Raw genomic sequence first — 26205 nt, forward strand, 5'->3', positions numbered from 1 at the left:
AAGACCCGCTCCGGCAAGATCATGCGCCGCCTGCTCCGCGACATCGCCGAAGGCCGCGAGGTCGGCGACACCACCACCCTCGCCGACGCCTCCGTGATGAACACCATCCAGTCGCAGCTCCCGGCCAACGACCAGGGCTGATCGCCGGGACAACGGGCTGACGCTCCGCCAGGCCCGCGCCCCCGGCGGAGGGGACGGTCCTGGTGGTGCCCGTGGCACCGGGCACCACCAGGACCACCCACACCACCAGGACCACCCACACCACCAGGACCACCCGCAGTACCAGAACCGCCCGGCCGACCAGGCCCCGGCCGACCAGGCCCCGGCCGACCAGGCCGACCAAGGCGGCCAGGGCGGCCGCACGACCAGCGCGACCAGGACCGGCCCTCGGTCCCGAGGGAGCCCCCGCTACCCCGCCGCCAGACGGCGCAGCGTCCCGTAGGCGGTCTGGGTGAAGCGCCGCCGCAACCCCGGGAGGGTGCTGGCCATCGCCACCAGCCCCACCTGGGCCACCGGATTGAAGCCCGCGAAGACCGCCGAGGGCGCCCCGCTCCCGGCGCTGTCGCCCCGCCCGACCCGGCCGCGGGCAGAGCCGGTCGAGCCCGAGTGGTACAGCAACTCGCCGTCCTCCACCGGCCGCTGGTTCCACGTCAGGGCGATCCGTACCCCGCCCCTCCCCCCGCTGCCCCTACGCCGCTCCACCCGCGGCAGCCGGACGTCCCGCAGGGCCGAGCGCAGCGCCGCCGCCGCACCGCCCCGCTCCGGGATCGGCACCGCGTCCACCGCCAGGTGGGCCTGGAGGTAGCGCAGCATGTCGTCCGCCGTCGAGCTGAGGGCGGCGGCTCCGGGCAGGGCGGGCAGGCGGAAGGAGGAGACCCGACGCCCGCGCCGGTAGCCGGAGGACGGCTCGCGGTCCTCCGCGCAGGAGGTGTCGACCAGACCGAGCGGGCCGCAGACCCGGCCCGCCAGCAGCTCCTCGTAGCGCAGGCCGGCCGCGTTCTCCAGGGCCAGGCCGAGCAGCCCGCAGCCGAGGCTGGAGTAGCGGTACTGCGCACCCGGCATGCCGCGCACGGGCGTTCGGGGCAGTGCGCGGAGCAGGTGCGGGCGGCTGAAGCTCGCGTACGGGTCGGTGAACCAGCGCGGCACGGCCGCCGGGGTCAGGCCGACCGGCAGTCGGGGCAGCCCGGAGGTGTGGGTGGCCAGGTGGAGCAGGGTGATCGGGCGCTCCTGCGGGTAGCCGGGGAGCGCGTCCGCCGGGAGGTAGCGGTCGATCGGGTCCTCGTAGCGGACCTCGCCCCGGGCCACCATCTCGGCGAGGAGCAGTCCGGTGAAGGTCTTGGTGACGGAGCCGAGGGCGAAGCGGGTGTCGGCGCGGACGGGACGGGAGCCGGAGCGGTCGGCGTAACCCCGGCAGACCACCGTCCGTTCGCCGCCCCGGATGACGGCGACGGCGATTCCGCCGCCCGGCGCCGCACCGCTGAAGAGCGGTCGGAGCAGCTGGGCGAGTTCGGGGGAGAGCGGCGAGGTGGGCGGCGGCGCGGACGGGGCGGGTATGGGAGAGGGTTGCTGACTGACCATCACGTGCTCCCGGAGGGACGAGCTGGCGCCCCTGCTGGGCGGCACACTGCCCTGACCATAGGAACGCCCCGGGAGCGTCGCACGACGCTGCGGCCATTCGAGCGAGCGCACGTCCAGCGCACGGCGAGCGCGCCCCGGGTGGTGCCCTTGCGTCGCCCCGGCGGTGCCCGGGAACGGTGCCACGGCAGTCGGAGCGCACTCCGAGTGCACGAGCGGAAGGTGGCGGCGTTCATAAAATAGGCAAACCGGACGCCGCCTCTGGGTTCCCGAACCGAGCCCGATAAGCTGTCAAAAACACAACAAGATCTCCGAGGCGCGCCGGGAAGTCTGGTCGGCACCACACCACCCGTGTGTCCACGCCCGTGGCCACACCCCGCCGCCCCGCCCTGGAGGTCCGCCACCGTGGCCACGCCGCCGCCCACCCCGACCCGCCGTCAGCTCCTCGGCAGGCTCTCGCTCCCCGAGCGGACGTACATCGCCGACGCCCTGCGCACCGAGACCGTGGGCGGAGTCCTCCTCCTGTTGGCCGCGACCGCCGCGCTCATCTGGGCGAACGTCTGGCCGGACGCGTACGAGAGCGTCAAGGAGTTCACGGTCGGGCCGTCCGCGCCGCTCCACCTCGACCTCTCCCTGGACGCCTGGGCCAAGGACGGCCTGCTGACGATCTTCTTCTTCGTGGCCGGGATCGAGTTGAAGCGCGAGTTCGTGGCCGGTGAGCTGCGCAATCCCGCGGCCGCCGCACTGCCGGTGGTGGCGGCGGCCTGCGGCGTCGCGCTGCCCGCGGTCGTCTACACGCTGGCCAACGCAGGGCCCGGCGGTCACCCGGCCGGCTGGGCGATCCCGACCGCGACCGACATCGCCTTCGCGCTCGGCGTGCTGGCGGTGGTGGGCAGTCACCTCCCGTCCGCGCTGCGGGCGTTCCTGCTCACCCTGGCCGTGGTGGACGACCTGATCGCCATCCTGATCATCGCGGTGTTCTACAGCTCGGGCATCAAGTTCTGGGCGCTCGGGCTCTCCTTCGCCGGGCTGGTGCTGTTCTGGTTCCTGCACCGCCGTGGAGTCCACGGCTGGTACCTGTTCGTGCCGCTGGGCGTGGCGATCTGGGCACTGATGCACGAGAGCGGGGTGCACGCCACGGTGGCCGGCGTGGCGATGGGCCTGATCCTGCGCTGCCACCGGGAGGAGGGCGAGAAGGTCTCCCCCGGCGAGCACATCGAGCACCTGGTGCGGCCGCTGTCGGCCGGTTTCGCGGTGCCGGTGTTCGCCCTCTTCGCCGCCGGTGTGACGGTGTCCGGCAGTGCACTCGAGGAAGTGTTCACCCAGGCGACGCCGCTCGGCATCGTGCTCGGGCTGCTGATCGGCAAGACCGTCGGCATCTTCGGCGGCACCTGGCTGGCCGCCCGCTTCACCCGGGCCGAACTGAACCCGCAACTCAAGTGGGCCGACCTGTTCGCGGTCTCGGTGCTGGCCGGGATCGGCTTCACCGTCTCGCTGCTGATCAGCGAGCTGGCCTTCCCCGGCGACCCGGAGCTGGCCGACCGGGCCAAGGCTGCCGTGCTGGTGGGTTCGCTGCTCTGCGCGCTGATCGCCACCGTGCTGCTGAAGCTCCGCAACCGGCACTACCGCGCGCTCTGCGAGGAGGAGGACCGGGACTCCGACGGCGACGGCATCCCGGACGTCTACCAGCAGCAGGCGACCTGACGCCGAGCCACCTGACGACCCGTCGAACCCTCACGAGTGACACGCCGTCGCCCCCGGGGTGCCCCGGAGTGGTGCCGGACTGGCCGGTAGAGGCATGATTCAGAGCTGTCGGTACCGAACGCCGAGGACCGCAGCCCAAGCCGAAGGAGACCCGCTGATGCCCGCAGGAACCGCAGACCCCATCGGCGACGGACGGGCGCCCTACGAGGGCGAGCGTTCGGTGGGCCAGCTCTTCGCCGCGGCCACCGCCGACCTCTCCGCCCTGGTGCACGACGAGATCGCGCTCGCCAAGGCCGAGATCCGCCAGGACGTGAAGCGCGGTGTCTCCGGCGGCGTCTCGCTGATCGTCGCGGGCGTGGTGGCGCTGGCCGCCGTGCCGATGCTGAGCGCCGCCGCCGCGTACGGCCTGCACGCGCTGGGGCTCTCGCTCGGCTGGTCCTTCCTGATCGTGGCCGGCGCCTACCTGCTGCTGGCCGTGCTGCTCGGCCTGCTGGCGCTGCGCTCGTTCAAGCGGATCGAGAAGCCGCGCCGCACCATCGAGGGCGCGCAGAAGACCGCCGACGTGCTGAAGAACGCCCGGCCGCGCCCGGCCACCCAGGAGGAGATCGACCGGGGCCTCGGCCGCATCCGCTGAGCCCCCGTCAGAGGGCCCGAGCGGCGAGCGGACGGCCTGAGCGGACGGCCCGAGCACGGGGCCGAGCACGGGCCCGAGCCGAGGCCGCGAACTGACGACCGCGAGCAGGGGCACCCGCCAGCCACCCGCCGTCCGCCACCCGCCGTCCACCATCCGCCGTCCGCCACCCGGAAGCCGGCCGGACCGAGTGCCGGGCGGCCGATCCGCCGTCGGGTGTGACAGGCTCTCGGTATGTCGCTGACCGCCAACAGGCCGACCCCCGGAACGAGAGCCGTCGAGATCGCCGAGACCCCCTGGGAGCTGCGTTCGGCCGGGCCGTGGTCCCACCGCGACCTGGCGGCGAACGGCGCCCGGTTCCACATCGCCGAGGTCGGCGAGGGCCCACTGGTGCTGCTGGTGCACGGCTGGCCCGAGTACTGGTGGGCCTGGCGGCACCAGTTGACCGCGCTGGCCGAGGCCGGGTTCCGGGCGGTGGCGCTGGACCTGCGCGGGGTCGGCGGCAGCGACCGCACCCCGCGCGGCTACGACCCCGGCAACCTGGCGCTCGACATCACCGGCGTGATCCGCTCCCTGGGCGAGCGCCAGGCCCACCTGGTCGGCCACGCGATGGGCGGTTCGCTGGCCTGGGTGGCGGCCGTGATGCGGCCCTCGGTGATCCGCAGCCTGACCGTGGTCTCCGCCGCGCACCCGCGCCACCTGCGCCGTGCGCTGCTGACGGACCGTCGGCAGATGGCCGCCTTCGACCACGTCCTGAGCTTCCAGCGCCCCTGGGTGCCCGAGCGCAAGCTGGTGGCGGACGACGGCGCCCTGGTGGGCGAGTACCTGAACGCCTGGACCGGCCCCAACCAGCTGGGCCCCGACGCCCTGCACGCCTACCGGCAGGCCATCCAGATCCCCAGCACTGCGCACTGCTCGATCGAGCCGTACCGCTGGCTGTTGCGCTCGATGGCCCGCCCGGACGGCATCCAGTTCGCCCGCCGGATGAAGCGTCCGATCACCGCGCCGACCCTGCACGTCCAGGGCGCGGCCGACCCGGTGCTGCTCTCCCACACCGCGCTGGGCGCCGGGGAGTACGTCGAGGCGCCGTACCGGTGGCGGCTGCTGCCGGGGGTCGGGCACTACCCGCACGAGGAGGTGCCGGAGCAGTTCTCGGCGGAGCTGGTCTCCTGGGTGCGCGAGCACCAGCCCTGACGGGCCCTGCCCTCCGGCCCTGACGGCCCCGAGGTCCAGCCTCGAGATCCACCCCCGACGCCCCGACCTGACAACGTTCCTGACGGAGCAGCGGGCCTCCGTCCGGAGGTCGACGGAGCCCGCAGACCGTCCTGACGGAGTCTCATATCGGCAGACTCATATGACAATCGCATAGGCCAGGCGACCATCCGGTAGCGATTAGCCCGCCCGGAGCGCGGGCATCCATCCGGTATGACCTGGATGCCCGATCGCGAAGCTGTCACGCGCCGACGCCGCCGTGCCGACAGCCCGCAGTACCCCTACCCCGAGACCCAAGCCGTCGACTGGCCGCGCGAGTACGACGGCCACAGCCGGATCGGCCGTCAGCGCCAGGCCGGCGACGAGCACCCGTTGGGAATCCCGCGCATCCTCGGGCGGCGCGCCCGCTGGGTCGGGGCGCGCCTGCGCCGCGAGGGCTAGTTCGGAGGAGGCGCTAGCTGAGGACCGTCGGCGAGACGGCGGTGAACCAGAGCAGCACGAAGGTGGCCACCGACATGATCGGCACCAGCACCTTGGTCTCCACGGCGTTGCCGCTGCGCTTGATCAGCACCGTCTCGTAGCGCTCCTTGTGCGGCCAGAGCAGCGGCGCGCCCTTCTTGGTGAGGCAGTCGCCCAGCAGGTGGGCCAGCGTGCCGAGGGCCACCGCGTACGGGAGCCAGCCGGGGGCGCTGGGCAGCCAGGTGTCCATGCCGGCGGTTCCGAGCACGGAGAGACCGACGATGGTGATCCACATCGTCGGACCGTCGCCGGGCGGGTGCAGCCGCAGGGCCCGGATGGCCAGGGCGAGCAGGAAGAACGTCGTGCCCAGGGTGAAGTTGCGGCCCAGGTAGGTGATGCCCGCCCAGGTGCCCCCGCCCATCAGGGCGACGAAGAGCAGCGAGTGGGTGGCGTGCCGGTGTCCGCCGGAGGCCCAGGCCACGAAGCGGCAGAGCAGCCGGGAGACCGGGCCGAGGAAGTTGGCGATGGTGCCGTCGTGGTGGTCGAGGTCCGGCAGCAGCGCCGCGCCGGCCGCCAGGACGGTGCCCATCAGGACGTCGGCGGGCGCCAGGTGGACGTCGAACAGCACCGGCGCCAGGAACGGTGCGGTGCCCGCGTACAGCATCGCCCCGCTGACCGCGTGCGAGTGACCCATCATGGCCGGTCGTCCTCCGTCGTCCCAGCTCGCTGACCCGTCGTCGGCTCGTCCGCCCCGCACGGCAGTTGAGCCGAACGGGTGAGCTCGGGGCGACGCTACCAGCCACGGCCCGCAGAACGGCGGAGGTCGGGAACGCGATCGGACGCGCCCCGGCCGCCCCCGGGCCGGAGGCGGACGGAGGGGCCGTCAGAGCGCGCAGCCCTCGGTGTCCACCCGCCCGGTCGCGGAGGCGCCCGCCACCGCCTCGCCCTGCACCTCGGCGGCGGTGAGCACGTACCCGGTGTCCGAACTGTCCAGCGACTTGGCGAACACCACGCCGAAGACCTTGCCCTCCGGGCTCAACAGCGGTCCGCCGCTGTTGCCCTGACGGACCAGCGAGCGGATCGAGTAGATGTCCCGGACCACCTGACCCCGGTGGTAGATGTCCGAGCCGGTGGCCTTGATCCGGCCGCGGATGCGGGCGGGCTGGACGTTGAAGGCACCGTTCTCCGGGAAGCCGGCCACGATCGCGCTGTCGTTGCTCTTCGCCTCGTCGGCGAACTCCAGCGCCGGTGCGTCCAGCTTGGGGACGTCCAGCACCGCGATGTCGCGCTGCCAGTCGTAGCGGACCACGGTGGCGTCGTAGAGCTTGCCGGTGCCGCCGACCTGCACGGTCGGCTCGTCGACGCCGCCGACCACGTGGGCGTTGGTCATCACCCGGTGCGGGGCGAAGACGAAACCGGTGCCCTCCAGGGTCTTGCCGCAGGCGGTGGCGGTGCCGACCACCTTCACCAGGCTCTGCCGCGCCCGGGTCACCACCGGGCTGGCCGCGAGCGCCGGATCGGGCGGGCTGACCTCGGTGATCTGCTCCCGCTCGAAGGGGTTGAAGACCTGGGGGAAGCCGTTCCTGGCCAGTGCGTGGGTGAAGTCGCGGAACCAGTTCGGCGCGGAGGCGGGCAGCGTCGCCTGCACCCCGCCGAGCACCTGCGAACTGCGGACCTGCTTGGAGACCGTCGGCATCGAGGTGCCCGCCAGGGCCGATCCGATCAGCCAGGCCACCAGCAGCATCGAGATCACGTTGACCACGGAGCCGCCGATCGCGTCCAGGGTGCGGGCCGGGCGGCGGCCGATGTGGCCGCGCAGCTTCCACCCGAAGTGCGTGGTGACCGCCTGGCCGACCGCCGCGAAGACGATCACCACCAGCACCGCCACCACCGAGGCCACCGTGCCGGGGTCCAGGTGGCGCAGCAGCAGCGGCAGCAACTGGACGGCGATCAGACCGCCGCCCAGGAAACCGAGCACCGACAGCACGCCGACCACGAAGCCCTGCCGGTAGCCGGTGACGGCGAAACCCAGCGCGGCGACGATCAGCAGAAGATCCAGGACGTTCACCCGGCTACCCTCCCACGGGTCGCCGCCCGAATGGCCGAAGGCCCGGACAAAGCCGGATCCCGACGCCGCAGAACCGCCGGTCCCGCCGCGGATCCCGATCGGGCCCCCGGCCGAGCCCCAGGCTGGGCCCCCGGCCGGGCCGCCGGCCGAGCCGCCGGCCGAGCCGCCGGCCGAACCCCCGGACACGGCCCCGGCCGGCCGTGACCCGGCGTCAGAGGCTCAGCGTGCGGGAGGCGTCCCACTCCCGCTCCAGACCGCTGTAGTGCAGCACCCGGTCGATCACCCCGGCCGTGAACCCCCAGACCAGCCGCCCCGCCACCTCGAAGGCCGGGCCGACGTGCCCGGAGGGGTGGCGCAGCCTGGCCCGGTTGGCCGGGTCGGTCAGTTCGGTGATCGGCACCCGGAACACCGCACCGGTCTCGGCCAGGTCCACCGGGGCGACCGGCGTCTCGCGCCGCCACCACCCCAGCACCGGCGTCACCACGAAGCCGCTCACCGGGATGTAGAGCGCGGGCAGGGTGGCGAAGACCTGCACCCCGCTCGGGTCAAGCCCGGTCTCCTCCTCCGCCTCGCGCAGCGCGGCCGCCACCGGGCCGTCGCCCTGCGGATCGCCGTCCTCCGGATCCAGCGCGCCGCCGGGGAAGGAGGGCTGGCCGGCGTGCGAGCGCAGTGCCCGGGCCCGCTCGATCAACAGCAGGTCGGGACCGGACGGACCGTCACCGAACAGCACCAGCACCGCCGACGCGCGACCGCCCTCGGCCGGCGGCAGGAAGCGGCTCAGCTGCTCCGGCCGGACGGTCTCCGCCGCCTCGCGCACGGGCACCAGCCACTCCGGCAGCCCGTCCCGCTCCACCCGCACCATCTGACGACCGGTCACTCCGCCTCAGCCTCCCCCACGGACACCCACCCCGCCGGACGGGCGGGTTCGCCAGGGTAGTCGGCCGGGGGCCTCAGCCGCTGTCCCGGCTGGCCGCCCTTCTCGTACTTCAGCAACTTCGCGGCCTTCTCCGGATCGATCTCGCCGACCCCGTACGAGGGGCAGAGCGCGGTGATCGGGCAGGCCCCGCAGGCCGGGCGGCGGGCGTGGCAGATCCGGCGGCCGTGGAAGACCACCCGGTGCGAGAGCATCGTCCACTCCGACTTGGGGAAGATCTCCGCCACGGTGGCCTCGACCTTCACCGGGTCCTCGTCCTCGGTCCAGCCGAACCGCCGGGCCAGCCGCCCGAAGTGGGTGTCCACGGTGATCCCGGGGACACCGAAGACGTTGCCCAGCACCACGTTGGCGGTCTTGCGGCCGACGCCCGGCAGCGTCACCAGGTCCTCCAGCCGGCCCGGCACCTCGCCGCCGAAGTCGTCCCGCAGCGCGATCGACAGCCCGATCAGCGACTTGGCCTTGGACCGGAAGAAGCCCGTCGGCCGGATGACCTCCTCCAGCTCCTCCGGCACCGCCGCCGCCATGTCCTCCGGCGTCGGGTACTTCGCGAACAGCGCCGGAGTGGTCTGATTCACCCTCAGATCGGTGGTCTGCGCCGACAGCACCGTCGCCACCAGCAGCTCGAAGGGGTTCTCGAAGTCCAGCTCCGGGTGCGCGTACGGGTACACCTCCGCCAACGCCCGGTTGATCCTCCGCGCCCGCCGCACCATCCCCAGGTGCGTCTCCGGCTTCCCCGGCTTCGCGGCCGCCCGCTTCACAGCCGCCCGCTTCACGGCCGGCTTCGGCTCCGCCGTCTTCCCGGCCTTGCTCTCAGTCATGCTCCGCAGGCTACGCCGGGCGGGCCGCCTCGGGGGCCGGCTCGGGCTCGACCGACCCCTACGGGGCCGGCAACCACCCACGAGCACGGCGCCGAGGGTCAGCCTGCCCGGCACCATGTACTCCGTCACCACGTGGGCCGCGCACGCCCTGGCCGAGAACGTCCGGTTCCTGGTGGCCGGGGACGGCATCGGCGTCGGCGTCACCCTCGTCGCCCCGGGCGTGGTGGACACCCCCTTCCGGGACGAGCACGGCGGCATCCCCGTGGTGGCACCCGTGCTGACGGCAGCCCGCGGAGGAGTGCCGGGCCCGCACCGGCAAGTACGTCCCATCGACACCGGCGCGGCGCTAGCCTCGGCCGGGGGGAGAGTCCGGCGCCGAGGGGGACACCGTGGGGGCAGCTCAGGAACGGGCCGCGCTGTACGAGCGCGAGGCGGAGACCGGGGCCGCGGAGGAGGCGGTCCGGGCGCTCTGCGACCCCACCGGGGCGGCCGGGATCGGCGGGCTGCTGCTCTACGGCGGGCCGGCCGGGGTCGGCAAGACGGCGCTGGTCACCGAGGTCCGCCGGCTGGCGAAGCGGGCGGGCTGCACGGTGCTGTTCGCCCGGGGCGGCGAGCGCCGTCGCAACGAACCCTTCCACGTGGTGCGGCAGTTGCTGCAGCCGGCGCTGGCCGGGCTGGGCGAGGACGGGCAGCGGCAGGTCACCGGCCACTGGCACGAGGTGGTCGGCCCCGCCGTCGGCCTGCTGCCGCCCGTCGGGGCGCCCGACCCGCAGGGCGTCCGCGACGGCCTGGACTTCGTCCTGGTCCAACTCGCCCGGCTGCTGGAGCCGTTGGTGGTGGTCGTGGACGACCTGCACTGGGCCGATCCGGAGTCGCTCGGCTGGCTGGCCGCCTTCGCGGGGCGGGCCCGGGAGCTCCCGGTGCTGCTGGTGGCCGCCTGCCGCGACCGGTCCGACGAGTTGCCCGACCGGACCCCGGACCTGCTGCGGGGCATCCGGGAGAGCGCCGACCGGCTGCACGAACTGCGCCCGTTGCGGCCGGACTCGGTGGCCGGCCTGGTCCGCGACTCGCTCGGGGAGCAGGCGGACGAGGCTTTCTGCCGTCAGGTCTGGGCGGTCACCGGCGGCAACCCGTTCGCGACCGGGGCGCTGCTGCGCGAGGTGCACGAGCAGGGTCTGGCCCCGGTCGCCGGCAACGCCGGGCAGCTGCGCGAACTCGCCTCGGACACCCTGGGCCTGACGCTGGACCACTGGCTGTCCAGGCTGGGGCCGAGCACCCTCCGGTTCGCCTGGGCGGCCGCGCTGCTCGGCACCGGGATCCGCCCGGACCTCGCGGCGGCCATCTCCGCCCAGGGGCCGGACACCGCCGCCGACTCGGTCCGCGAGCTGCGCCGGCAGCGCGTGCTGACCAGCACGGCCGACGGGCGGCTGGAGTTCGTCCACCCGCTGATCGCCACCTCGGTCTACCGGTCCATTCCGCCCGCCGTCCGCACCGGCATGCACGGCGTCGCCGCCACTGCGATCGAGAACGCGGGCCTGGGCCTGCTCGCCGCCTCCCGTCACCTGCTGGAGACGCTGCCCGACGGCGACCCGGAGACGGTGCACCGCCTGCGCCGGGCCGCCGCCGAACACCTGGCCACCGGCGCCCCCGAGGCGGCGCAGCGCTGCCTCCGACGGGCGATGAGCGAGCCGCCGGACGGGACGGAGCGCGCCGCGGTGCTGTACGAGCTCGGCTGTTCGGCGCTGCTGACCGACCCGGCCACCACCGTGAACCAGCTCCGGCTGGCCCTGGACGAGGAGCCGGGGCTCACCGCCGCGCTCCGGGTGGACGCCACCTTCCGGCTGGCCCAGGCACTGGCCCACAGCAACCGGCTGCGCGAGGCCGCCGCGGCCTGCGCCGAGGAGGCCGCCCGGACCGCCCCCGGACCGGGGCGCGGGCGGCTGGAGGTGGCGGCGCTGATGTTCGCGGCGTTCCAGGCCGAGGAGGTGGACGGGCCCGACCGCTTCCGGCGCCTGGAGGAGTACGCCCGGAGCCACGCCCGGGCCGACGGGACGGACCCGGCCGTCTCGGTGCTGCGCTGCTGGGAGCTGGTCCTCCGGGGCGGCGACGCCACCCGGGCGGTCGCGCTGGCGGAGTGGGTCCTGGAGGACGGTCGGCTCCCCTCCGAGCTCGGCTGGACCAACACCACCTGGGGCTTCGAACTGCCCGGTGTGCTCGGCATCGCCTACCTCTACGCGGACCGGGCGGACCGGGCCCGGGCCCTGTTCGACGAGGCGGTGCTGGCCTACCAGGTGGCCGGCTGGAGCGGTGGGCACCTGGGGTTCGCGCTGTTCCTGACCGGCCTGCTCCACTTCCGCTGCGGCGACCTCGCCGAGGCCGAGCAGCTGCTGCGGCGCTCGCTGCGGATCGCCGAGCGGATCGCGCCGGGCATCCCGCTGCAGTGGTTCGCCGTCGGGGTGCTGGCCGACACGCTGCTCGCCCGTGGCCGGCCCGAGGAGGCCTGGAACCTCGCACGGCGGTACGCCTTCGAGCCGCCGTTCCCCACGGTGATGGTGCTGCCCGACGCCCCGACCCTGTACGGCCGGCTGCTGCTCGCCCGGGGCGACGCCGCCGCGGCCGTCGAAGCGCTGACCCGGGCCGGAGCGGCCCTGGACGCCCGTGGCTGGCGCAATCCGGTCTGGGCTCCCTGGACCGGCCACCTGGCCCTCGCCCTGCTGCCCCAGGACCCGGACCGGGCAAGGGAGTTCGCCGAGGAGTCGGTGCGCCGCGCCGAGGAGTTCGGCCCCGGCGCGGCGGTGGGCAGCGCCCTGCGGCTGGCCGCCGCGGTGCACGACGGGCCGCGCGCGCTGCCCCTCCTGGAGGAGGCGGTCCGGCGGCTGGAGCACTCCCCCGCCCGCTACGAGCACGCCCTTGCCCTGGTCGACCTCGGCACGGCGCTGGCCCGGGCCGGACGCCCGGCCGAGGCCCGGCCCCGCTTCGAGGAGGGGCTGGCACTGGCCCGGCGCTGCGGGGCCGACGGCCTGGCCGACCGGGCACACGCCGCACTGTCGGACCCGGCCCGCTGACCTCGCCCGCTGACACGGCCCCCAGACCTCGCCCGCTGACCCGGCCCGCTGACCGGAGCCGCGCCCCGTCGGAGCGCTGGGGTAGCGTCGGCGGTCGACCGATCAGCAGGTCGACAGCGGCGACGGGGGGACCGGATGGCGGTCACGGCGGAGGTCGAGCAGGAGCTCGAAGGGTACCGGCGGGAGCTCACGGGCTACTGCTACCGGATGCTGGGGTCGGCCTTCGAGGCCGAGGACGCCGTGCAGGAGACGATGATCCGCGCCTGGCGCGGCCACCGGGGCTTCGAGGGCCGGGCCGCACTCCGCACCTGGCTGTACCGGATCGCCACCAACGTCTGCCTGGACGCCCTGAAGGGCCGTCAGAAGCGGGCCCGGCCGATGGACCTCACCGGCCCGGTGCCGGTCGCCGAGGCGTACGGGACCCAGCTGCCCGAGGTCACCTGGATCGGCCCGGTGCCGGACGCCTGGGTGCTGGCCGGGGACCCGGCCGAACTGGCCGCGCAGCGCGAGTCGGTCCGGCTGGCGTTCGTCGCGGCGCTCCAGCGGCTGGCCCCCCGGCAGCGCGCGGTGCTGATCCTGCGCGAGGTGGTGGGCTGGTCGGCGGCCGAGGTGGCGGAGCTGCTGGAGACCACCGTGGCCTCGGTCAACAGCGCGATGCAGCGCGCCCGTTCGGCCCTGGCCGCGCAGCCGGGGGCGGACGCCGAGCCGGCCGCGCCGCTCGACCCCGGCCAGCGCGAGCTGCTGGAGAAGTTCGTCTCCGCCTTCGAGAGCTTCGACCTGGACCGGCTGGCCGCCCTGCTGCACGAGGACGTGGTCCTCTCCATGCCGCCGTTCGAGATGTGGCTCCGCGGCCTGGACCAGTACCTGCTCTGGCTGCACGGCCCGGGCGGCGGCTGCCGCGGCTCCCGCCTGCTCCCGGTCTCCGCCAACGGCGCCCCGGCCTTCGCCCAGTACCGCCCCGACCCGGCCGGCGGCTTCCTGCCCTGGGCGCTCCAGGTGCTCGACGTCCGGGACGGCCGGATCACCGGGCTGAACAACTTCCTGGACACCGACGCGCTGTTCCCGCTCTTCGGCCTGCCGCCCCGCCTGGACGACTGACCGGCCGTCACACTTCCGCGCTCCCGTCCGTCGGTGTGGTGAAGGCCCCGACAGAGACGAGGAACCCCGTCATGACCGCGCAGTCGATCTCCCGGATGCCCGACCCCGGCCGGTTCGTCCCCGAGCTGGCCGAGGTCAGCACCGCCCTCTTCAAGGCCACGGGCAACCGCTCGGTGCCCCGGACCACGATCAACCTGGTGCACCTGAGGGCCGGTCAGATCGTCCACAACACCTACCTGACCACCCTCAACACCGGCTTCCTCCGCAAGGCCGGCGAGACCGAGGAGCGCATCACCGCCGTCTCCTCCTGGCAGGACGCGCTCTGCTTCACCCCGGCCGAGCGCGCCGCCCTGGCCCTGGTGGAGGCGACCCTGCAGCCCGCCCCGCCCGGACGCGAGCGGGTCACCGACGAGCTGTACGCCGAGGTGGCCGCGCACCACGACGAGAAGGCGATGGCCACCCTGACCATCGCGATCGGCCAGATCAACTTCTTCGTCGCGCTGGCCGTCATCGGCAAGCCGATGCCCGTCACCTCGCTCGCCCAGCGCCAGTGGGAGTGAACCCGCCGAAGAACCTCCGCCGGGACCGATGAGTCCGGCCGAGGTCGGCGGTCCACCCCTGCGAGGGCTCGTCCGGAGCCCCGCGACACAGGGAGTACGACATGACCGACCTCGGCGAGCTCACCATCGACCGCGTCCTCCGGGCCGACCGCGCGGACGTCTTCCACGCCTACGTCACCCCGGAGCGCTTCGTGGACTTCTGGGGCCCGGAGGGCACCCACGTCCCGTTGGAGAGCGTCACCATCGAGCCGTTCGCGGGCGGGCGGTTCGAGAGCACCATGGTGGTCGACGGGACGGACCGGAGCTTCCCGCTCGACGCCGTCTTCGAGACCGTCACCGAGCCGGAGCTGCTGGTCTTCCGGGTCCGGGGGACCACGATGCGCAGCGCGATCCACCTCACCGACCTGGGCGACGGCCGCACGGCCGTCCGGCTGCACCAGACCGAGGTGCCGCCGCAGTACCTCGGCCCGCGGGCCGAGGCCGGCCTGAACTCCTCGCTCGACCGCCTGGCCGCCCACCTGGCGGGGTGAAGGGTCCGGCGCCACCGCTGCGGCGTACGGGTGAACGAACCCTCACGGCGGTAGCCGACCGGCCGTGATGAGTACAAATGGCCCCGTACCGTACCCCCGGCCAGCACCCCTCCTCATATGATCGGAGCGACATGCGTCATCCTTGGTGATGCAAGTCATGACCGGATGCACCATCCACCACCAGCAGGAGGAAGCACGTGGACGACGTTCTGCGGCGTGCCGCGCTGTTCGCGGCTCTCGATGACGAGCAGGCCGGCGAGCTGCGTGCCTCCATGACCGAGGTGACGCTGGCCCGCGGCGAGTCGCTCTTCCACGAGGGCGACCCGGGCGACCGCCTCTACGTCGTCGCCGAGGGCAAGGTGAAGCTGCACCGCGCCTCGCCGGACGGCCGGGAGAACATGCTGGCCGTGCTCGGCCCCAGCGAGATGATCGGCGAGCTGTCGCTCTTCGACCCGGGCCCGCGCACCGCCACCGCCAGCGCGCTGACCGAGGTGAAGCTGCTCGGCCTCGGCCACGGCGACCTCCAGCCCTGGCTGCACGCCCGTCCCGAGGTCTCCATCGCGCTGCTGCGGGCCATCGCCCGCCGCCTGCGCCGGACCAACGACGTGATGTCCGACCTGGTCTTCTCCGACGTGCCCGGCCGGGTGGCCAAGGCGCTGCTGGACCTGTCGCGCCGCTTCGGCGTGCAGTCCGAGGAGGGCATCCACGTCGCCCACGACCTCACCCAGGAGGAGCTGGCCCAGCTGGTCGGCGCCTCCCGCGAGACGGTCAACAAGGCGCTGGCCGACTTCGCCGGCCGCGGCTGGCTGAAGCTGGAGGCCCGCGCGGTGGTGCTGCTGGACGTCGAGCGCCTCTCCCGCCGCTCGCGCTGACGCGACATCAGGAAGGCCCCCGGGACCTCTTCGGTCCGCGGGGGCCTTTCCGCTGTCCGGCGGCCCGTCAGATCAGGCCGTGGTCCTCCAGGTAGGCGAGCTGGGCGCGCACCGAGAGTTCGGCGGCCGGCCAGAGCGCGCGGTCCACGTCCGCGTACACCTTGGCCACCACCTGCTCGGCCGTCCGGTACCCCGCCTCCACGGCGGTCTCCACCTGGGCCAGCCGGGCGGCCCGGTGGGCCAGGTAGTAGTCGACGGCGCCGAGCGCGTCCGCCAGCACCGGCCCGTGGCCCGGCAGCACGGTGCGCACGCCGCGCTCGGCGGCCATGGTGTGCAGGCGGCGCAGCGAGTCCAGGTAGTCGCCGAGCCGGCCGTCCGGGTGGGCGACCATCGTGGTGCCCCGGCCCAGCACGGTGTCGCCGGTCAGGATCGCGCCGTCGGCGGGGAGGTGGAAGGTGAGGGAGTCCGCGGTGTGCCCGGGGGTGCCGACCACCCGGACCTCCAGGCCGCCGACCTCGATCACCTGGCCGCCGCGCAGCCCCTCGGAGCCCAGCCGGTGGGCCGGGTCGAGCGCGCGGACGTCGGTGCCGGTCAGCTCGGCGAAGCGGGCGGCGCCCTCGGCGTGGTCGTGGTGCCCGTGGGTGAGCAGGGTCAGCGCGATCCGCTTGCCCTGCTGCTCGGCGGTGTCGACGACCCGGCGCAGGTGGCCCTCGTCCAGCGGGCCCGGGTCCACCACGACCGCGAGGTCGGAGCCGGGCTCGGAGAGCAGCCAGGTGTTGGTGCCGTCCAGGGTCATCGGGGAGGGGTTCGGCGCGAGCACGCAGAACGCCCGGGGGGTGGCCCCGCCGCCGATCCCGTCGGCGGGGTCACCCGGGAGGAGACCGGTCACCGGCCGCCCTCGCTGACCCGGTACAGGCTGCGCAGGGGCAGCTGCCGCTCCAGGCGCCGCAGGGTCGGCTCCTCCGGCACGCGGTCGGCCGCCCGGCCGGCCAGCGAACGGAGCGTCAGCGGACGCGCGGTGAGGGTGTTGTCGGTGAGCGCCGACCGGCGAGCCACGTCGTTGTGGGTCATCGGATCGTCCTTCCTGGGTGTGAGCTGGTGCTTCTCGGGGTTTCGGGCGAGCGGCGTCCGGCCTCCCACGGTCCCTTCGGGAGATCGTGACGGCTACTCGGGAGGAAAAATACCTTCGATGGTCAGCTCTTCATACCCCGGCCAGCGAACTGTCAGCCGATCCCCCGAAGTCTCCGCGCGTCCCAGCACGGGTACCACCTTCCGGTCGGCCCCGGCGGCCACCGCCCCGGCCGCCGAACGGACCGTCAGCAGCTCGCGCTGGACGGTCACGGTGGGCGGCATCATCCGGTAGCGGCCCTCGCCGTAGCCCTCGACCACCTCGGCCGGGGAGAGCCAGGCGACCCGGTCGGCCTCGCCGACCGTCTCGGCCGCCAGCTGCCCGGGCGGCATCGCGGCCACGAAGAACCAGGTGTCGAAGCGGCGCTCCTCGAACTCCGGCGTCACCCAGCGGGCCCAGGGCGCCAGCAGGTCCGAGCGGAGCACCAGGCCGTTGGCGGAGAGGAAGTCGGCGAAGGCCAGTTCGTGCCGCTCGATCGCGGCGCGCTCCTCCGACCAGTCGCGCGGATCGGCGGTCCGTTCCGCGTCCGGACCGGCGAGCAGCACCCCGGCCTCCTCGAAGGTCTCCCGCACCGCCGCGCAGACCACGGCCCGGGCGGTCGGCTCGTCCGTGCCGAGCCGCTCCGCCCACTCGGCGGGGGACGGGCCGGCCCAGCCGTAGCCGCCCTCGGCGTCGCGCGGGTCCACCCCACCGCCCGGGTAGGCGTACTGCCCGGCGGCGAAGGCCATCGAGGTCCGGCGGCGCAGCAGGTAGGCCTCCGGGCCGTCCTCACCGTCCCGCAGCAGGACCACGGTGGCGGAGGGCTTGGGGACCGGCGGGGTGAGTTCACCCGCGGCGAGGGCCCGGATCCGTGCTGGCCACGACGGCGGCATCGACATCATGGCCGGATGCTACCGGCCGTCGCAGCGCCTCCGGCAGGGCCTGTCACTTGTCCGGAGCGGCTCCGGAAGGCAGCGGCCCAGGGGCGCGAGGAACTGCGCGCAGGGGAACGGCAGCACGTGCAACTGGCTGACGTGCCCTCAGTTGCAGATGAGCCGCCTTCCGACCCGCGCAGTTCCTCGCGCCCCTGAGGCCGCTGCCCTGCCGTCCGTTCGAGGACGACGACCGGTACGTCAGTCCCGGACCCGGACCTGGAACTCGATCTCGACCGGCGCGTCCAGCGGCAGCACCGCGACGCCCACGGCCGACCGGGCGTGCACGCCCGCCGCGCCGAGCACCTCGCCGAGGAACTCGCTGGCGCCGTTGATCACACCCGGCTGGCCGGTGAAGTCGGGGGCGGAGGCGACGAAGCCGACCACCTTGACGACCTGCTCCAACTTGTCCAGGTCACCGATCACGGACTTGATCGCCGCCAGGCCGTTGAGCGCGCAGACCTGCGCCAGCTCCTTGGCCTCCTCGGCGGTGACCTCGGCGCCGACCTTGCCGGTGCTGGGCAGCTTGCCCGCCACCATCGGCAGCTGACCGGCCGTCAGCACGTACTCGCCGGAGCGGATCGCCGGGACGTACGCGGCGACCGGCGGCACCACCTCGGGGAGGGTCAGGCCGAGCTCGGCCAGCTTCTCCTCGACCTTGCCCATCAGATCTTCTCCCGCTTCAGGTAGGCCACCAGCTGCTCCGGGTTCGGGCCCGGAACGACCTGGACGAGCTCCCAGCCGTCCTGGCCCCAGGTGTCCAGGATCTGCTTGGTGGCGTGGACGAGCAGCGGCACGGTGACGTATTCCCACTTGGTCATGGCCCCGACTCTAGTGCCATTTCACCTACGGACCGTCGCCCGCCGTCGGTTCTCCGTCAGGGGTCACCCGTCCGTCGCGCGTCCGCCAGAGGTCCGCCGGAGGTCCGCCGGAGGTCCGCCGGACGTCGGCCGTACCTCCGTCGCCCCTCCGGGAATCCCGGCATCCGCGGCGGCGGCTGGTTACCCTCGCGGGAGAGCACCTTCGGCGGCACGTCTTCGGCGGCCCGTCGGCAACGGCAGCTCCTGACGTCGGCTGACGCCGGCACCCGAGAGGCACGGAGGCGGAGCGTGGAGCAGCAGGACCGGCACGGCCCGGACTGGGAGGGGGTCCGACTCCACGTGGTGAGCGGCAAGGGCGGCACCGGCAAGACCACCGTCGCCGCCGCGCTCGCGCTGGCGCTGGCCGCCGAGGGGGGCCGGACGCTGCTGATCGAGGTGGAGGGCCGGCAGGGCATCGCCGAGCTGTTCGGGATAGCCGCTCTGCCGTACGAGGAGCGGAAGGTGGCCACCGTCTCCCCCGCCAAGCTCGGGCTGCCGGGCCGCGGGCCGGCCGGTGAGCTGTACGCGCTGGCGATCGACACCGAGCTGGCGCTGCTCGAGTACCTCGACATGTTCTACAAGCTGGGCCGGGCCGGGAAGGCGCTGCAGAAGGTCGGCTTCGTCGACTTCGCCACCACCATCGCACCCGGGGTCAGGGACGTGCTGCTCACCGGCAAGGCCTGCGAGGCCGCCCGCCGGAAGGGGCCGGACGGCCGGCGGGCCTACGACGCGATCGTGATGGACGCGCCGCCGACCGGACGGGTCACCAGGTTCCTCAACGTCAACTCCGAGGTGGCCGGGCTGGCCAGGTTCGGGCCGATCCACGGGCAGGCCCAGGCGGTGATGCGGGTGCTGCGCTCGCCCGAGACGGCCGTGCACCTGGTGACCCTGCTGGAGGAGATGCCGGTGCAGGAGACGGTGGACGGCATCGGCGAACTGCGCGAGGCCAAGCTGCCGGTCGGCGGGGTGCTGGTGAACATGGTGCGCCCGCCGGTGCTGGACGCGGCGGCGGTGGCCGCGGTGGACGGCGACCACCGCGAGGAGGTCGCGACGGCCCTCGGTGAGGCCGGGCTGGGCGGCCGCTCCAAGTCGGCCGCCACCGTGCGGGCCGCGGTGGAGCCGCTGATCGACCCGCTGCTGGAGCAGGCCCGGGAGCACGCCGAGCGGGTCGAGCTGGAGCGCGAACAGCGGACCGCGGTGCAGCAGTTGAAGCTGCCCACCTACGAACTCCCGCTGCTCGGCGGCGGGGTGGACCTGGGCGGGTTGTACCGCCTGGCCGGCGAGCTCAAGCGGCAGGGGGCGGCATGACCGGGCCGACCGGACGGGACGGACAGGACGGACGGGACGGACGACGGGTGACGGCGAAGGGGACGGCGGCATGACCGGGCTGGACATCGACGCGCTGATCGGCGACCGGGCGACCCGGATCGTGGTCTGCTGCGGCTCCGGCGGGGTCGGCAAGACCACCACCGCCGCGGCGATCGGCCTGCGCGCGGCGGAGCAGGGCCGCAAGGTCGTGGTGCTGACCATCGACCCGGCCCGGCGGCTGGCCCAGTCGATGGGCCTGACCGAGCTGGACAACACCCCGCGGGTGGTCAAGGGCGCCAAGGGGGACGGCGAACTCCAGGCCATGATGCTGGACATGAAGCGGACCTTCGACGAGGTCGTGATCGCCCACGCCGACCCGGAGCGGGCCCGGACCATCCTGGAGAACCCCTTCTACCAGTCGCTCTCGGCCGGCTTCGCCGGGACCCAGGAGTACATGGCGATGGAGAAGCTCGGCCAGCTGCGGGCGGCCGAGGAGTGGGACCTGATCGTGGTGGACACCCCGCCGTCCCGCTCCGCGCTGGACTTCCTGGACGCGCCGAACCGGCTGGGCTCGTTCCTGGACGGCAAGCTGATCCGGATACTGACCGCCCCCGCCAAGGTCGGCGGCCGGAGCGCGATGAAGTTCCTGAACGTCGGGATGGGCCTGGTCACCAGCACCCTCGGGAAGGTCTTCGGCGCCCAGCTGCTGACGGACGTGCAGACCTTCGTCTCGGCGATGGACTCGATGTTCGGCGGCTTCCGCGAGCGGGCCGACCGCACCTACCAGCTGCTCAAGGCGCCCGGCACGGCCTTCCTGGTGGTCGCCGCCCCCGAGCGGGACGCCCTGCGCGAGGCCGCGTACTTCGTGGACCGGCTGGCCGCCGACGAGATGCCGCTGGCCGGACTGGTGCTCAACCGGGTGCACGGCACCGGCGCGCCGCAGCTCACCGCCGAACGGGCCCTGGCCGCCGCCGAGACGCTCGAGGAGAACGGCTCCGGCGAGGCACGCGCGGAGCACGACGTGGCGGCCGAGACGCTGGCCGCCGGACTGCTCCGGCTGCACGCCGAGCGGATGCAGGTGATGGACCGCGAGCGGCTCACCCGGGACCGCTTCGTCTCGGTCTACCCGGACGTGCCGATCGTCGAGGTGCCGGCCCTGCCCGGTGACGTGCACGACCTCGACGGCCTCCGGGCCATCGGCGCGCGACTGGGCGGCGAGCCGACCGACTGACCGCGACCGACTGACCGTCAGCCCGCCCCTGCGACACGCCCGTTGGGCGCCGCACGTGCGACACGCCCGTTGAGCACCCACGCCGCCGAACGGCGGCACCGCGGCACTCAGCGGGCGTACCCCCACACAGCCGTACGGGCCGATCACCGCCCGGGCTCCCCCACCCGGACACCGATCCGCCCGACGGATCGTCCTGAACCGCGACTAGCCCGCCTGGGCGTAGTCGGTGAGGATGACGCCCGTGGCAAGCGACTCCTCGTACTCCGTCCTGGCCGTCTCCAACAGCCTGCGCCAGGACATCACCGTCGGCCGACGGCGGAGCAGCGCCCGCCGCTCCCGCTCGGTCATACCTCCCCAGACACCGAATTCCACCCGGTTGTCCAGGGCGTCGGCCAGGCACTCCGTCCTGACCGGGCAGCCACTGCAGACCGCCTTCGCGCGGTTCTGCGCCGCCCCCTGTACGAACAACTCGTCCGGATCACTCGTGCGGCAGGAAGCCTGCGCACTCCAGTCGTCCACCCAGCCCATCCCGGCGCCGTCCTCTCCCGAATCGGGGCTCCCCCACGGCGGCAACGGCATATTCACCGCTGCCAGTTGAGGACGTTACGGAAGAACGCCAGGACGCAACAGCCCCTTCGGGCCCAATCTCAAATGACCCGATCGGACTATGGGTATCCATCCACTCACCCGTTGGAGTGATCGCAGGTCGGAGGCCTTGTCAGAACCCGTCCGACCACTCTCGTCACCCTCTGCCACACCGTCACCGGCGGACCCGCCAGTAGACCACCTGAAAGCGGGTCAATTCGGGCAAAGCTCATCACTCACAAGAGTGATGACCATGAACAGAGCGAAGCTGTCGCAGTGTTGTGACAAGCGTAGGCGAACACCTGCCCCCTTGTACGGGAATCAGCGACGTAGTGTTCTCCCCATGGCACCTCAGCGACCCGCGGGTTCCCCGCTTGACAAGGCCGGGCTCGGACTCAAGTTCCTGGGCATCAGCGTGCTGGCCGGAGTGCTGGTCGCCGGGATGGCGCTGCCCGCGATCGGCGCGCTCGGCCTGACCGCGAAGGACACCGCCGAGAGCTTCGACAACGTCCCCACGGACTTCAAGACGCCGACCCTCTCCCAGGCCTCGTACATCTACGACGCCGGCGGCGGCCTGATCGCCAAGGTCTTCGACCGCGACCGGACCATCCTCACCAAGGAGCAGATGGCCCCGATCATGCGGCAGGCCCAGGTCGACATCGAGGACGCCCGCTTCTACGAGCACGGCGCCGTCGACCTCAAGGGCGTGGCCCGCGCGATCGGCAAGAACGCGGAGTCCGGCGAGGCGACCCAGGGCGCGTCCACACTGACCCAGCAGTACGTGAAGAACGTCTTCGTCGAGCAGGCCGGCGACGACAAGGAGGCCTTCCTCCTCGCCACCCAGAAGAGCCTCGGCCGCAAGATCAAGGAACTGAAGATCGCGGTCAAGCTGGAGGAGGAGCTGAGCAAGGAGCAGATCCTCACCAACTACCTGAACATCACCTTCTACGGCCACCAGGCCTACGGGATCGAGTCGGCGGCCCAGCGCTACTTCTCCAAGAGCGCCAAGGACCTCACCGTCCCCGAGGCCGCGATGCTGGCCGGCCTGGTGCAGAACCCCTCGGCGTACGACCCGGTGCTGCACCCGAAGGCGGCCCAGATCCGCCGCGACACGGTGATCAGCAAGCTGCTGGAGAACAAGCACATCACCGCCGAGGAGGCCAAGGCGGCCACCGCCGCCCCGCTGGGCCTCAAGTACAAGGAGCCGTTGAACGGCTGCATCACCGCGCAGAACGGCATGGGCTTCTTCTGCGACTACGTCCGCCACGTGGTGAAGCAGGACCCGGCCTTCGGCAAGACCGCGACGGACCGTCAGAAGCTCTGGTCCCAGGGCGGCCTGAAGATCTACACCACCATCGACCCGCAGAAGCAGGCCGCCGCCCACAAGGCGGTGACCACCAAGGTCTACCCGACCGACGACGTCTCGGCCGCGATGACCATGGTCAAGCCCGGCACCGGCGAGATCCTGGCGATGGCCCAGACCCGCCCGTACGGCCTCGACGGCAACCAGAAGCAGACCGTGCTCAACCTCAACGTCGACGCGGCGATGGGCGGCGGCAACGGCTTCTCCCCCGGCTCGACCTTCAAGCCGATCATGGCCGCCGCGGCCATCGAGAACGGCACCCCGGTGACCCAGCAGTACCCGTCGGAGTACAAGATCCCGTACCCGACGATGAGCACCTGCAACGGCACCTGGGTCAACTCCAAGACCAAGCCCTCCACCATCGAGAACGAGAGCAAGAGCGAGATCGGCCCGTACCAGCTGAAGGAGGCCATGGCGAAGTCGGTCAACACCTACTTCATCCAGATGGCCCAGGAGACCGGGCTGTGCGCCTTCAAGCAGATGGCCAACAAGCTCGGCATCAAGGCGCTGGCCAGCGGCGAGGCCTTCCCCGAGGTGCCCGCCATGGTGCTCGGTGCCCGTGAGGTCAGCCCGCTCTCGATGGCCGGCGTCTACGCCGCCTTCGCCGCCCGCGGCAAGTACTGCACCCCGATCGCCGTCAAGTCGGTGGTCAACAACACCGGCGCCCAGCTGCCGGTGCCGCAGCCGAACTGCACCCAGGCGATGAGCGAGACCACCGCCGACGCCATCAACACCCTGCTGCTCGGCGTGACCGAGAAGGGCACCGGCTCCTCCCTCGGCCTCGACGACGGCCGCCAGATCGCCGGCAAGACCGGTACCACCGACAACCGGTACGCGGCCTGGTTCAACGGCTACACCCCCGAACTGGCCACCGCGGTCTGGCTCGGCGGCCCGACCACCTACGTCTCGATGAAGAACATCAAGATCGGTGGAAAGCGCTTCGACTCGGTCTACGGCGCCACCGGCCCCGGCCCGATCTGGCAGATGGCCATGAACGAGGTGCTGATGGGCACCCCGCGCGGCTCCTTCCAGACCGTCAACATCCCCGACCCGCAGCCCAAGACCGACCCGAACGCCTCCCCCGGCGCCACCCCGCCGTCCAACGACGGCAGCCAGGCCGCCGGCGGCCTGATCGGCGGCAACTTCACCCTCCCGCCCGGCATCATCGGCGGCGGCAACGGTGGGAACGGCGGCAACGGGAACGGCAGCGGCTGGGGCAACGGCGGCCACCGCTGACCCGCCCCGCCTGACCCCACGTCAGAGGGCCACCCCCGTATCGGGGGTGGCCCTCTCTCGCGTTCTCCGGCTTCCGCACGGGCCGTCGGGGCTCCGTCACGGCCGGCGTGCCGGCCGGCGTGCCGACCGACGTGCCGACCGACGTGCCGACTCCCGCTCCCTGCTACTGCAGCGCGGCCTTCACCGCGGCGGCCACCCGGCCACCCTCCGCCAGACCGTCCACCTTCGGCTTCACCAGCTTCATCACCGCGCCCATGCCCTGCGGCCCGGTCGCCCCGCTGGCGGCCACCGCCTCCGCGACGATCGCGGTCAGCTCCTCGTCGCTCAGCTGCTTCGGCAGGTACTGCGCCAGCACCTCGCCCTCGGCCCGCTCCTGCACGGCCGACTCCACACGGCCGGCCTGGTCGAACGCCTCGGCCGCCTCCCGGCGCTTCTTCGCCTCGCGGGCGATCACCTTCAGCACCTCGGCGTCGTCGAGCTCGCGCTCGGTCTTGCCCGCCTTCTCCTCGGCCGTGACGGCGGAGAGGGTGAGCCGGATGGTGGACGTGCGGAGCTCGTCCCGGGCCTTGATCGCAGCCGTGAGGTCCTCCTGCAGCTGCTGCTTGAGCGTAGTCATGCAGCATTCCTACGCCGCCGCCCGCCACCGGGCAAACCCATTCTTCCCACCCGGCCGTCCGACCCGGCCCTCTCCGACACCACCGCCCCCCGCCACCGGCCCGTCCCCCACCCCGTCCAGCACCACCGTGGCCGCCGACCACCTCGCCGAAACCGCCTTGCCCGCACCCGGCGGCGGGCTGCTCCTGACCCTCCGTCGCCCCAGCTCCTCCCCCTGCCCCCACGACGTCCCCGGCCCGCCCTCCTGACGGACGATCAGCCCGGGGACGTTCTCGGTGCGATCAGCAGTCTGAGAGCATGGACCGATGCGACCGCTGTACTCCGTCCCGCTCGGAATCGCCGCCACCGGCGCCGCCTGCCTCGCCTACTCCGCCGGCTACGAGGTCCGCTCCTTCCGGCTCCGCCGGGTCGAGGTGCCGGTCCTGCCCGCAGGGGCCCGGCCGATCCGGGTGCTCCAGGTGTCCGACATCCACATGGTCGACGGTCAGCGGAAGAAGCAGCGCTGGCTCCAGAGCCTCGCCGGCCTGCGCCCCGACCTGGTGGTCAACACCGGCGACAACCTCTCCGACCCGCTCGGCGTCCCCGCCACCCTCGACGCCCTCGGCCCCCTGCTCGACTTCCCCGGCGTCTACGTCTTCGGCTCCAACGACTACTACGGCCCCGCCCGGAAGAGCCCCACCCGCTACCTCAAGGCCCTCCGCACCGGCGTCCACGGCCTCAACAACCCCGACGGCACCGGCCGCCGCGGCATCACCGGCGCCGTCCACAACCCGTGGACCGACCTCCGCGACGGCTTCGACGCCGCCGGCTGGCTCGACCTCACCAACACCCGCGGCCGCCTCAAGCTGGCCGGCCTCGACGTCGAGTTCACCGGCCTCGACGACCCCCACATCCGCCGCGACCGCTACAACGCCGTGGCCGGCGGCCCCTCCCCCGACGCCGACCTCTCCCTCGCCGTCGTCCACGCCCCCTACCTCCGCGTCCTCGACGCCTTCACCGCCGACCGCTACCCCCTGATCCTCGCGGGCCACACCCACGGCGGCCAGCTCTGCGTCCCCTTCTACGGCGCCCTCGTCACCAACTGCGACATCGACGCCCGCCGCGTCAAGGGCCTCTCCGCCCACCGCGCCGGCGGCCACCAGTCCTACCTCCACGTCTCCGCCGGCTGCGGCACCAACCGCTACACCCCCGTCCGCTTCGCCTGCCCCCCGGAAGCCACCCTCCTCACCCTCACCACCCGCCGCTGACACCCCAGCTCACAGCCCCGAGAAACCGGATTTCGCATCTCGGCGCCCGTCCGATAGAGTTCTACTCGTTGCACCGGAGACGGAGAGCAACGAAGCAGGACCGGGGTGTGGCGCAGCTTGGTAGCGCGCTTCGTTCGGGACGAAGAGGCCGTGGGTTCAAATCCCGCCACCCCGACCCAGTGCAGAGGCCCTGC

Annotated in this window: 25 protein-coding genes and 1 tRNA gene; 14 read left to right on the forward strand and 12 right to left on the reverse strand. The window is 73.2% G+C overall.

Annotated features, from left to right (window positions below; genetic code table 11):
• Nucleotides 1-408: 408 nt before the first annotated feature.
• The gene (locus ACWCYY_RS13105) at nt 409-1578 is read right to left on the reverse strand and encodes a serine hydrolase domain-containing protein (RefSeq protein WP_345286927.1); all 1170 of its coding nucleotides are present in this window, start codon (nt 1576-1578) and stop codon (nt 409-411) included.
• A 402-nt stretch (nt 1579-1980) separates the two neighbouring features.
• Here ACWCYY_RS13105 and nhaA point away from each other — a divergent pair, with 402 nt between their 5' ends.
• From nhaA to ACWCYY_RS13125, 4 genes are all read left to right on the forward strand, one after another.
• Nucleotides 1981-3279, forward strand: coding sequence for a Na+/H+ antiporter NhaA (gene nhaA, locus ACWCYY_RS13110; protein ID WP_345286929.1), 1299 nt, complete (start codon nt 1981-1983; stop codon nt 3277-3279).
• Nucleotides 3280-3436: 157 nt separating this feature from the next.
• Nucleotides 3437-3913, forward strand: coding sequence for a phage holin family protein (locus ACWCYY_RS13115; protein WP_345286931.1), 477 nt, complete (start codon nt 3437-3439; stop codon nt 3911-3913).
• A gap of 231 nt (nt 3914-4144) precedes the next feature.
• Nucleotides 4145-5104: an alpha/beta fold hydrolase gene (locus tag ACWCYY_RS13120; protein WP_345286933.1), complete on the forward strand. Its 960-nt coding sequence runs from the start codon at nt 4145-4147 to the stop codon at nt 5102-5104.
• A gap of 240 nt (nt 5105-5344) precedes the next feature.
• Nucleotides 5345-5563, forward strand: coding sequence for a hypothetical protein (locus tag ACWCYY_RS13125; protein ID WP_345286935.1), 219 nt, complete (start codon nt 5345-5347; stop codon nt 5561-5563).
• Nucleotides 5564-5576: 13 nt separating this feature from the next.
• On the opposite strand, the gene ACWCYY_RS13130 is transcribed toward ACWCYY_RS13125, so the two are convergent.
• The 4 genes from ACWCYY_RS13130 to nth form a co-directional block, all read right to left on the reverse strand.
• Nucleotides 5577-6278 (reverse strand): metal-dependent hydrolase, encoded by a 702-nt coding sequence (locus ACWCYY_RS13130; RefSeq protein ID WP_449796070.1) that lies wholly within the window; start codon nt 6276-6278, stop codon nt 5577-5579.
• A 186-nt stretch (nt 6279-6464) separates the two neighbouring features.
• On the reverse strand, nt 6465-7649 hold the full coding sequence (locus tag ACWCYY_RS13135; protein WP_345286939.1) for a MarP family serine protease: 1185 nt from the start codon (nt 7647-7649) through the stop codon (nt 6465-6467).
• 211 nt (nt 7650-7860) lie between these two features.
• On the reverse strand, nt 7861-8511 hold the full coding sequence (locus ACWCYY_RS13140; protein ID WP_345287266.1) for an NUDIX hydrolase: 651 nt from the start codon (nt 8509-8511) through the stop codon (nt 7861-7863).
• Between the two features lie 11 nt (nt 8512-8522).
• Nucleotides 8523-9401 carry an endonuclease III gene (nth, locus tag ACWCYY_RS13145; protein ID WP_449796071.1) on the reverse strand — a complete coding sequence of 293 codons (879 nt, stop codon included), beginning with the start codon at nt 9399-9401 and terminating at the stop codon, nt 8523-8525.
• A gap of 389 nt (nt 9402-9790) precedes the next feature.
• On the opposite strand from nth, the gene ACWCYY_RS13150 reads away from it, so the two are divergent.
• The 5 genes from ACWCYY_RS13150 to ACWCYY_RS13170 all read left to right on the forward strand — a co-directional run bounded on the left by ACWCYY_RS13150 (nt 9791) and on the right by ACWCYY_RS13170 (nt 15526).
• On the forward strand, nt 9791-12466 hold the full coding sequence (locus tag ACWCYY_RS13150; protein WP_449796072.1) for an ATP-binding protein: 2676 nt from the start codon (nt 9791-9793) through the stop codon (nt 12464-12466).
• 135 nt (nt 12467-12601) lie between these two features.
• Nucleotides 12602-13564: a sigma-70 family RNA polymerase sigma factor gene (locus ACWCYY_RS13155; RefSeq protein ID WP_449796073.1), complete on the forward strand. Its 963-nt coding sequence runs from the start codon at nt 12602-12604 to the stop codon at nt 13562-13564.
• 71 nt (nt 13565-13635) lie between these two features.
• Nucleotides 13636-14124 (forward strand): carboxymuconolactone decarboxylase family protein, encoded by a 489-nt coding sequence (locus ACWCYY_RS13160; RefSeq protein ID WP_345286947.1) that lies wholly within the window; start codon nt 13636-13638, stop codon nt 14122-14124.
• Between the two features lie 101 nt (nt 14125-14225).
• Complete coding sequence (locus ACWCYY_RS13165; RefSeq protein WP_449796074.1) at nt 14226-14654, forward strand: SRPBCC family protein; 429 nt, start codon at nt 14226-14228, stop codon at nt 14652-14654.
• Between the two features lie 197 nt (nt 14655-14851).
• A complete protein-coding gene (locus ACWCYY_RS13170; protein ID WP_030288117.1) occupies nt 14852-15526 on the forward strand; it encodes a Crp/Fnr family transcriptional regulator in 675 nt (224 codons plus the stop codon).
• A gap of 67 nt (nt 15527-15593) precedes the next feature.
• Here ACWCYY_RS13170 and ACWCYY_RS13175 read toward each other — a convergent pair whose 3' ends face one another.
• From ACWCYY_RS13175 to ACWCYY_RS13195, 5 genes are all read right to left on the reverse strand, one after another.
• Nucleotides 15594-16415, reverse strand: coding sequence for an MBL fold metallo-hydrolase (locus ACWCYY_RS13175; protein WP_345286953.1), 822 nt, complete (start codon nt 16413-16415; stop codon nt 15594-15596).
• Nucleotides 16412-16597, reverse strand: coding sequence for a hypothetical protein (locus ACWCYY_RS13180; protein WP_345286955.1), 186 nt, complete (start codon nt 16595-16597; stop codon nt 16412-16414). The genes ACWCYY_RS13175 and ACWCYY_RS13180 overlap by 4 nt, the downstream gene beginning before the upstream one ends.
• 93 nt (nt 16598-16690) lie before the next feature.
• Nucleotides 16691-17536 (reverse strand): NUDIX hydrolase, encoded by an 846-nt coding sequence (locus ACWCYY_RS13185; RefSeq protein WP_345286957.1) that lies wholly within the window; start codon nt 17534-17536, stop codon nt 16691-16693.
• Nucleotides 17537-17767: 231 nt separating this feature from the next.
• Entirely contained in the window at nt 17768-18232 is a 465-nt protein-coding gene (locus tag ACWCYY_RS13190; protein ID WP_345286959.1) for a RidA family protein, read from the reverse strand.
• Entirely contained in the window at nt 18232-18387 is a 156-nt protein-coding gene (locus tag ACWCYY_RS13195) for a DUF4177 domain-containing protein (protein WP_345286961.1), read from the reverse strand. Before ACWCYY_RS13195 ends, ACWCYY_RS13190 begins: the two co-directional genes overlap by 1 nt.
• Nucleotides 18388-18675: 288 nt before the next feature.
• On the opposite strand from ACWCYY_RS13195, the gene ACWCYY_RS13200 reads away from it, so the two are divergent.
• Nucleotides 18676-19734, forward strand: coding sequence for an ArsA-related P-loop ATPase (locus tag ACWCYY_RS13200; RefSeq protein WP_449796075.1), 1059 nt, complete (start codon nt 18676-18678; stop codon nt 19732-19734).
• A 70-nt stretch (nt 19735-19804) separates the two neighbouring features.
• The gene (locus ACWCYY_RS13205) at nt 19805-20965 is read left to right on the forward strand and encodes an ArsA family ATPase (protein ID WP_449796076.1); all 1161 of its coding nucleotides are present in this window, start codon (nt 19805-19807) and stop codon (nt 20963-20965) included.
• Between the two features lie 204 nt (nt 20966-21169).
• Here ACWCYY_RS13205 and ACWCYY_RS13210 read toward each other — a convergent pair whose 3' ends face one another.
• Entirely contained in the window at nt 21170-21493 is a 324-nt protein-coding gene (locus ACWCYY_RS13210) for a WhiB family transcriptional regulator (RefSeq protein ID WP_345286967.1), read from the reverse strand.
• A gap of 400 nt (nt 21494-21893) precedes the next feature.
• Here ACWCYY_RS13210 and ACWCYY_RS13215 point away from each other — a divergent pair, with 400 nt between their 5' ends.
• Nucleotides 21894-24149, forward strand: coding sequence for a transglycosylase domain-containing protein (locus ACWCYY_RS13215; RefSeq protein WP_449796077.1), 2256 nt, complete (start codon nt 21894-21896; stop codon nt 24147-24149).
• A 163-nt stretch (nt 24150-24312) separates the two neighbouring features.
• Here the strand turns inward: ACWCYY_RS13215 and ACWCYY_RS13220 are convergent, their stop codons facing one another.
• A complete protein-coding gene (locus ACWCYY_RS13220) occupies nt 24313-24765 on the reverse strand; it encodes a GatB/YqeY domain-containing protein (protein WP_345286971.1) in 453 nt (150 codons plus the stop codon).
• 304 nt (nt 24766-25069) lie between these two features.
• Here ACWCYY_RS13220 and ACWCYY_RS13225 point away from each other — a divergent pair, with 304 nt between their 5' ends.
• Nucleotides 25070-26011 carry a metallophosphoesterase gene (locus ACWCYY_RS13225; protein ID WP_345286973.1) on the forward strand — a complete coding sequence of 314 codons (942 nt, stop codon included), beginning with the start codon at nt 25070-25072 and terminating at the stop codon, nt 26009-26011.
• A 101-nt stretch (nt 26012-26112) separates the two neighbouring features.
• Nucleotides 26113-26186, forward strand: a tRNA-Pro gene (locus tag ACWCYY_RS13230).
• The last annotated feature ends 19 nt before the right edge of the window (nt 26187-26205 follow it).

Source organism: Kitasatospora sp. NPDC001664 (genome assembly GCF_053596675.1).

What these genes read in the sequence shown, in the direction of transcription:
- ACWCYY_RS13105 (WP_345286927.1), bottom strand. Translation starts at nt 1,578, where the DNA reads ATGGTCAGTCAGCAACCCTCTCCCATACCCGCCCCGTCCGCGCCGCCG.
- ACWCYY_RS13115 (WP_345286931.1), top strand. Translation starts at nt 3,437, where the DNA reads ATGCCCGCAGGAACCGCAGACCCCATCGGCGACGGACGGGCGCCCTAC.
- ACWCYY_RS13120 (WP_345286933.1), top strand. Translation starts at nt 4,145, where the DNA reads ATGTCGCTGACCGCCAACAGGCCGACCCCCGGAACGAGAGCCGTCGAG.
- ACWCYY_RS13125 (WP_345286935.1), top strand. Translation starts at nt 5,345, where the DNA reads ATGCCCGATCGCGAAGCTGTCACGCGCCGACGCCGCCGTGCCGACAGC.
- ACWCYY_RS13130 (WP_449796070.1), bottom strand. Translation starts at nt 6,278, where the DNA reads ATGATGGGTCACTCGCACGCGGTCAGCGGGGCGATGCTGTACGCGGGC.
- ACWCYY_RS13140 (WP_345287266.1), bottom strand. Translation starts at nt 8,511, where the DNA reads ATGGTGCGGGTGGAGCGGGACGGGCTGCCGGAGTGGCTGGTGCCCGTG.
- nth (WP_449796071.1), bottom strand. Translation starts at nt 9,401, where the DNA reads ATGACTGAGAGCAAGGCCGGGAAGACGGCGGAGCCGAAGCCGGCCGTG.
- ACWCYY_RS13155 (WP_449796073.1), top strand. Translation starts at nt 12,602, where the DNA reads ATGGCGGTCACGGCGGAGGTCGAGCAGGAGCTCGAAGGGTACCGGCGG.
- ACWCYY_RS13160 (WP_345286947.1), top strand. Translation starts at nt 13,636, where the DNA reads ATGACCGCGCAGTCGATCTCCCGGATGCCCGACCCCGGCCGGTTCGTC.
- ACWCYY_RS13165 (WP_449796074.1), top strand. Translation starts at nt 14,226, where the DNA reads ATGACCGACCTCGGCGAGCTCACCATCGACCGCGTCCTCCGGGCCGAC.
- ACWCYY_RS13180 (WP_345286955.1), bottom strand. Translation starts at nt 16,597, where the DNA reads ATGACCCACAACGACGTGGCTCGCCGGTCGGCGCTCACCGACAACACC.
- ACWCYY_RS13185 (WP_345286957.1), bottom strand. Translation starts at nt 17,536, where the DNA reads ATGATGTCGATGCCGCCGTCGTGGCCAGCACGGATCCGGGCCCTCGCC.
- ACWCYY_RS13190 (WP_345286959.1), bottom strand. Translation starts at nt 18,232, where the DNA reads ATGGGCAAGGTCGAGGAGAAGCTGGCCGAGCTCGGCCTGACCCTCCCC.
- ACWCYY_RS13195 (WP_345286961.1), bottom strand. Translation starts at nt 18,387, where the DNA reads ATGACCAAGTGGGAATACGTCACCGTGCCGCTGCTCGTCCACGCCACC.
- ACWCYY_RS13205 (WP_449796076.1), top strand. Translation starts at nt 19,805, where the DNA reads ATGACCGGGCTGGACATCGACGCGCTGATCGGCGACCGGGCGACCCGG.
- ACWCYY_RS13210 (WP_345286967.1), bottom strand. Translation starts at nt 21,493, where the DNA reads ATGGGCTGGGTGGACGACTGGAGTGCGCAGGCTTCCTGCCGCACGAGT.
- ACWCYY_RS13215 (WP_449796077.1), top strand. Translation starts at nt 21,894, where the DNA reads ATGGCACCTCAGCGACCCGCGGGTTCCCCGCTTGACAAGGCCGGGCTC.
- ACWCYY_RS13220 (WP_345286971.1), bottom strand. Translation starts at nt 24,765, where the DNA reads ATGACTACGCTCAAGCAGCAGCTGCAGGAGGACCTCACGGCTGCGATC.
- ACWCYY_RS13225 (WP_345286973.1), top strand. Translation starts at nt 25,070, where the DNA reads ATGCGACCGCTGTACTCCGTCCCGCTCGGAATCGCCGCCACCGGCGCC.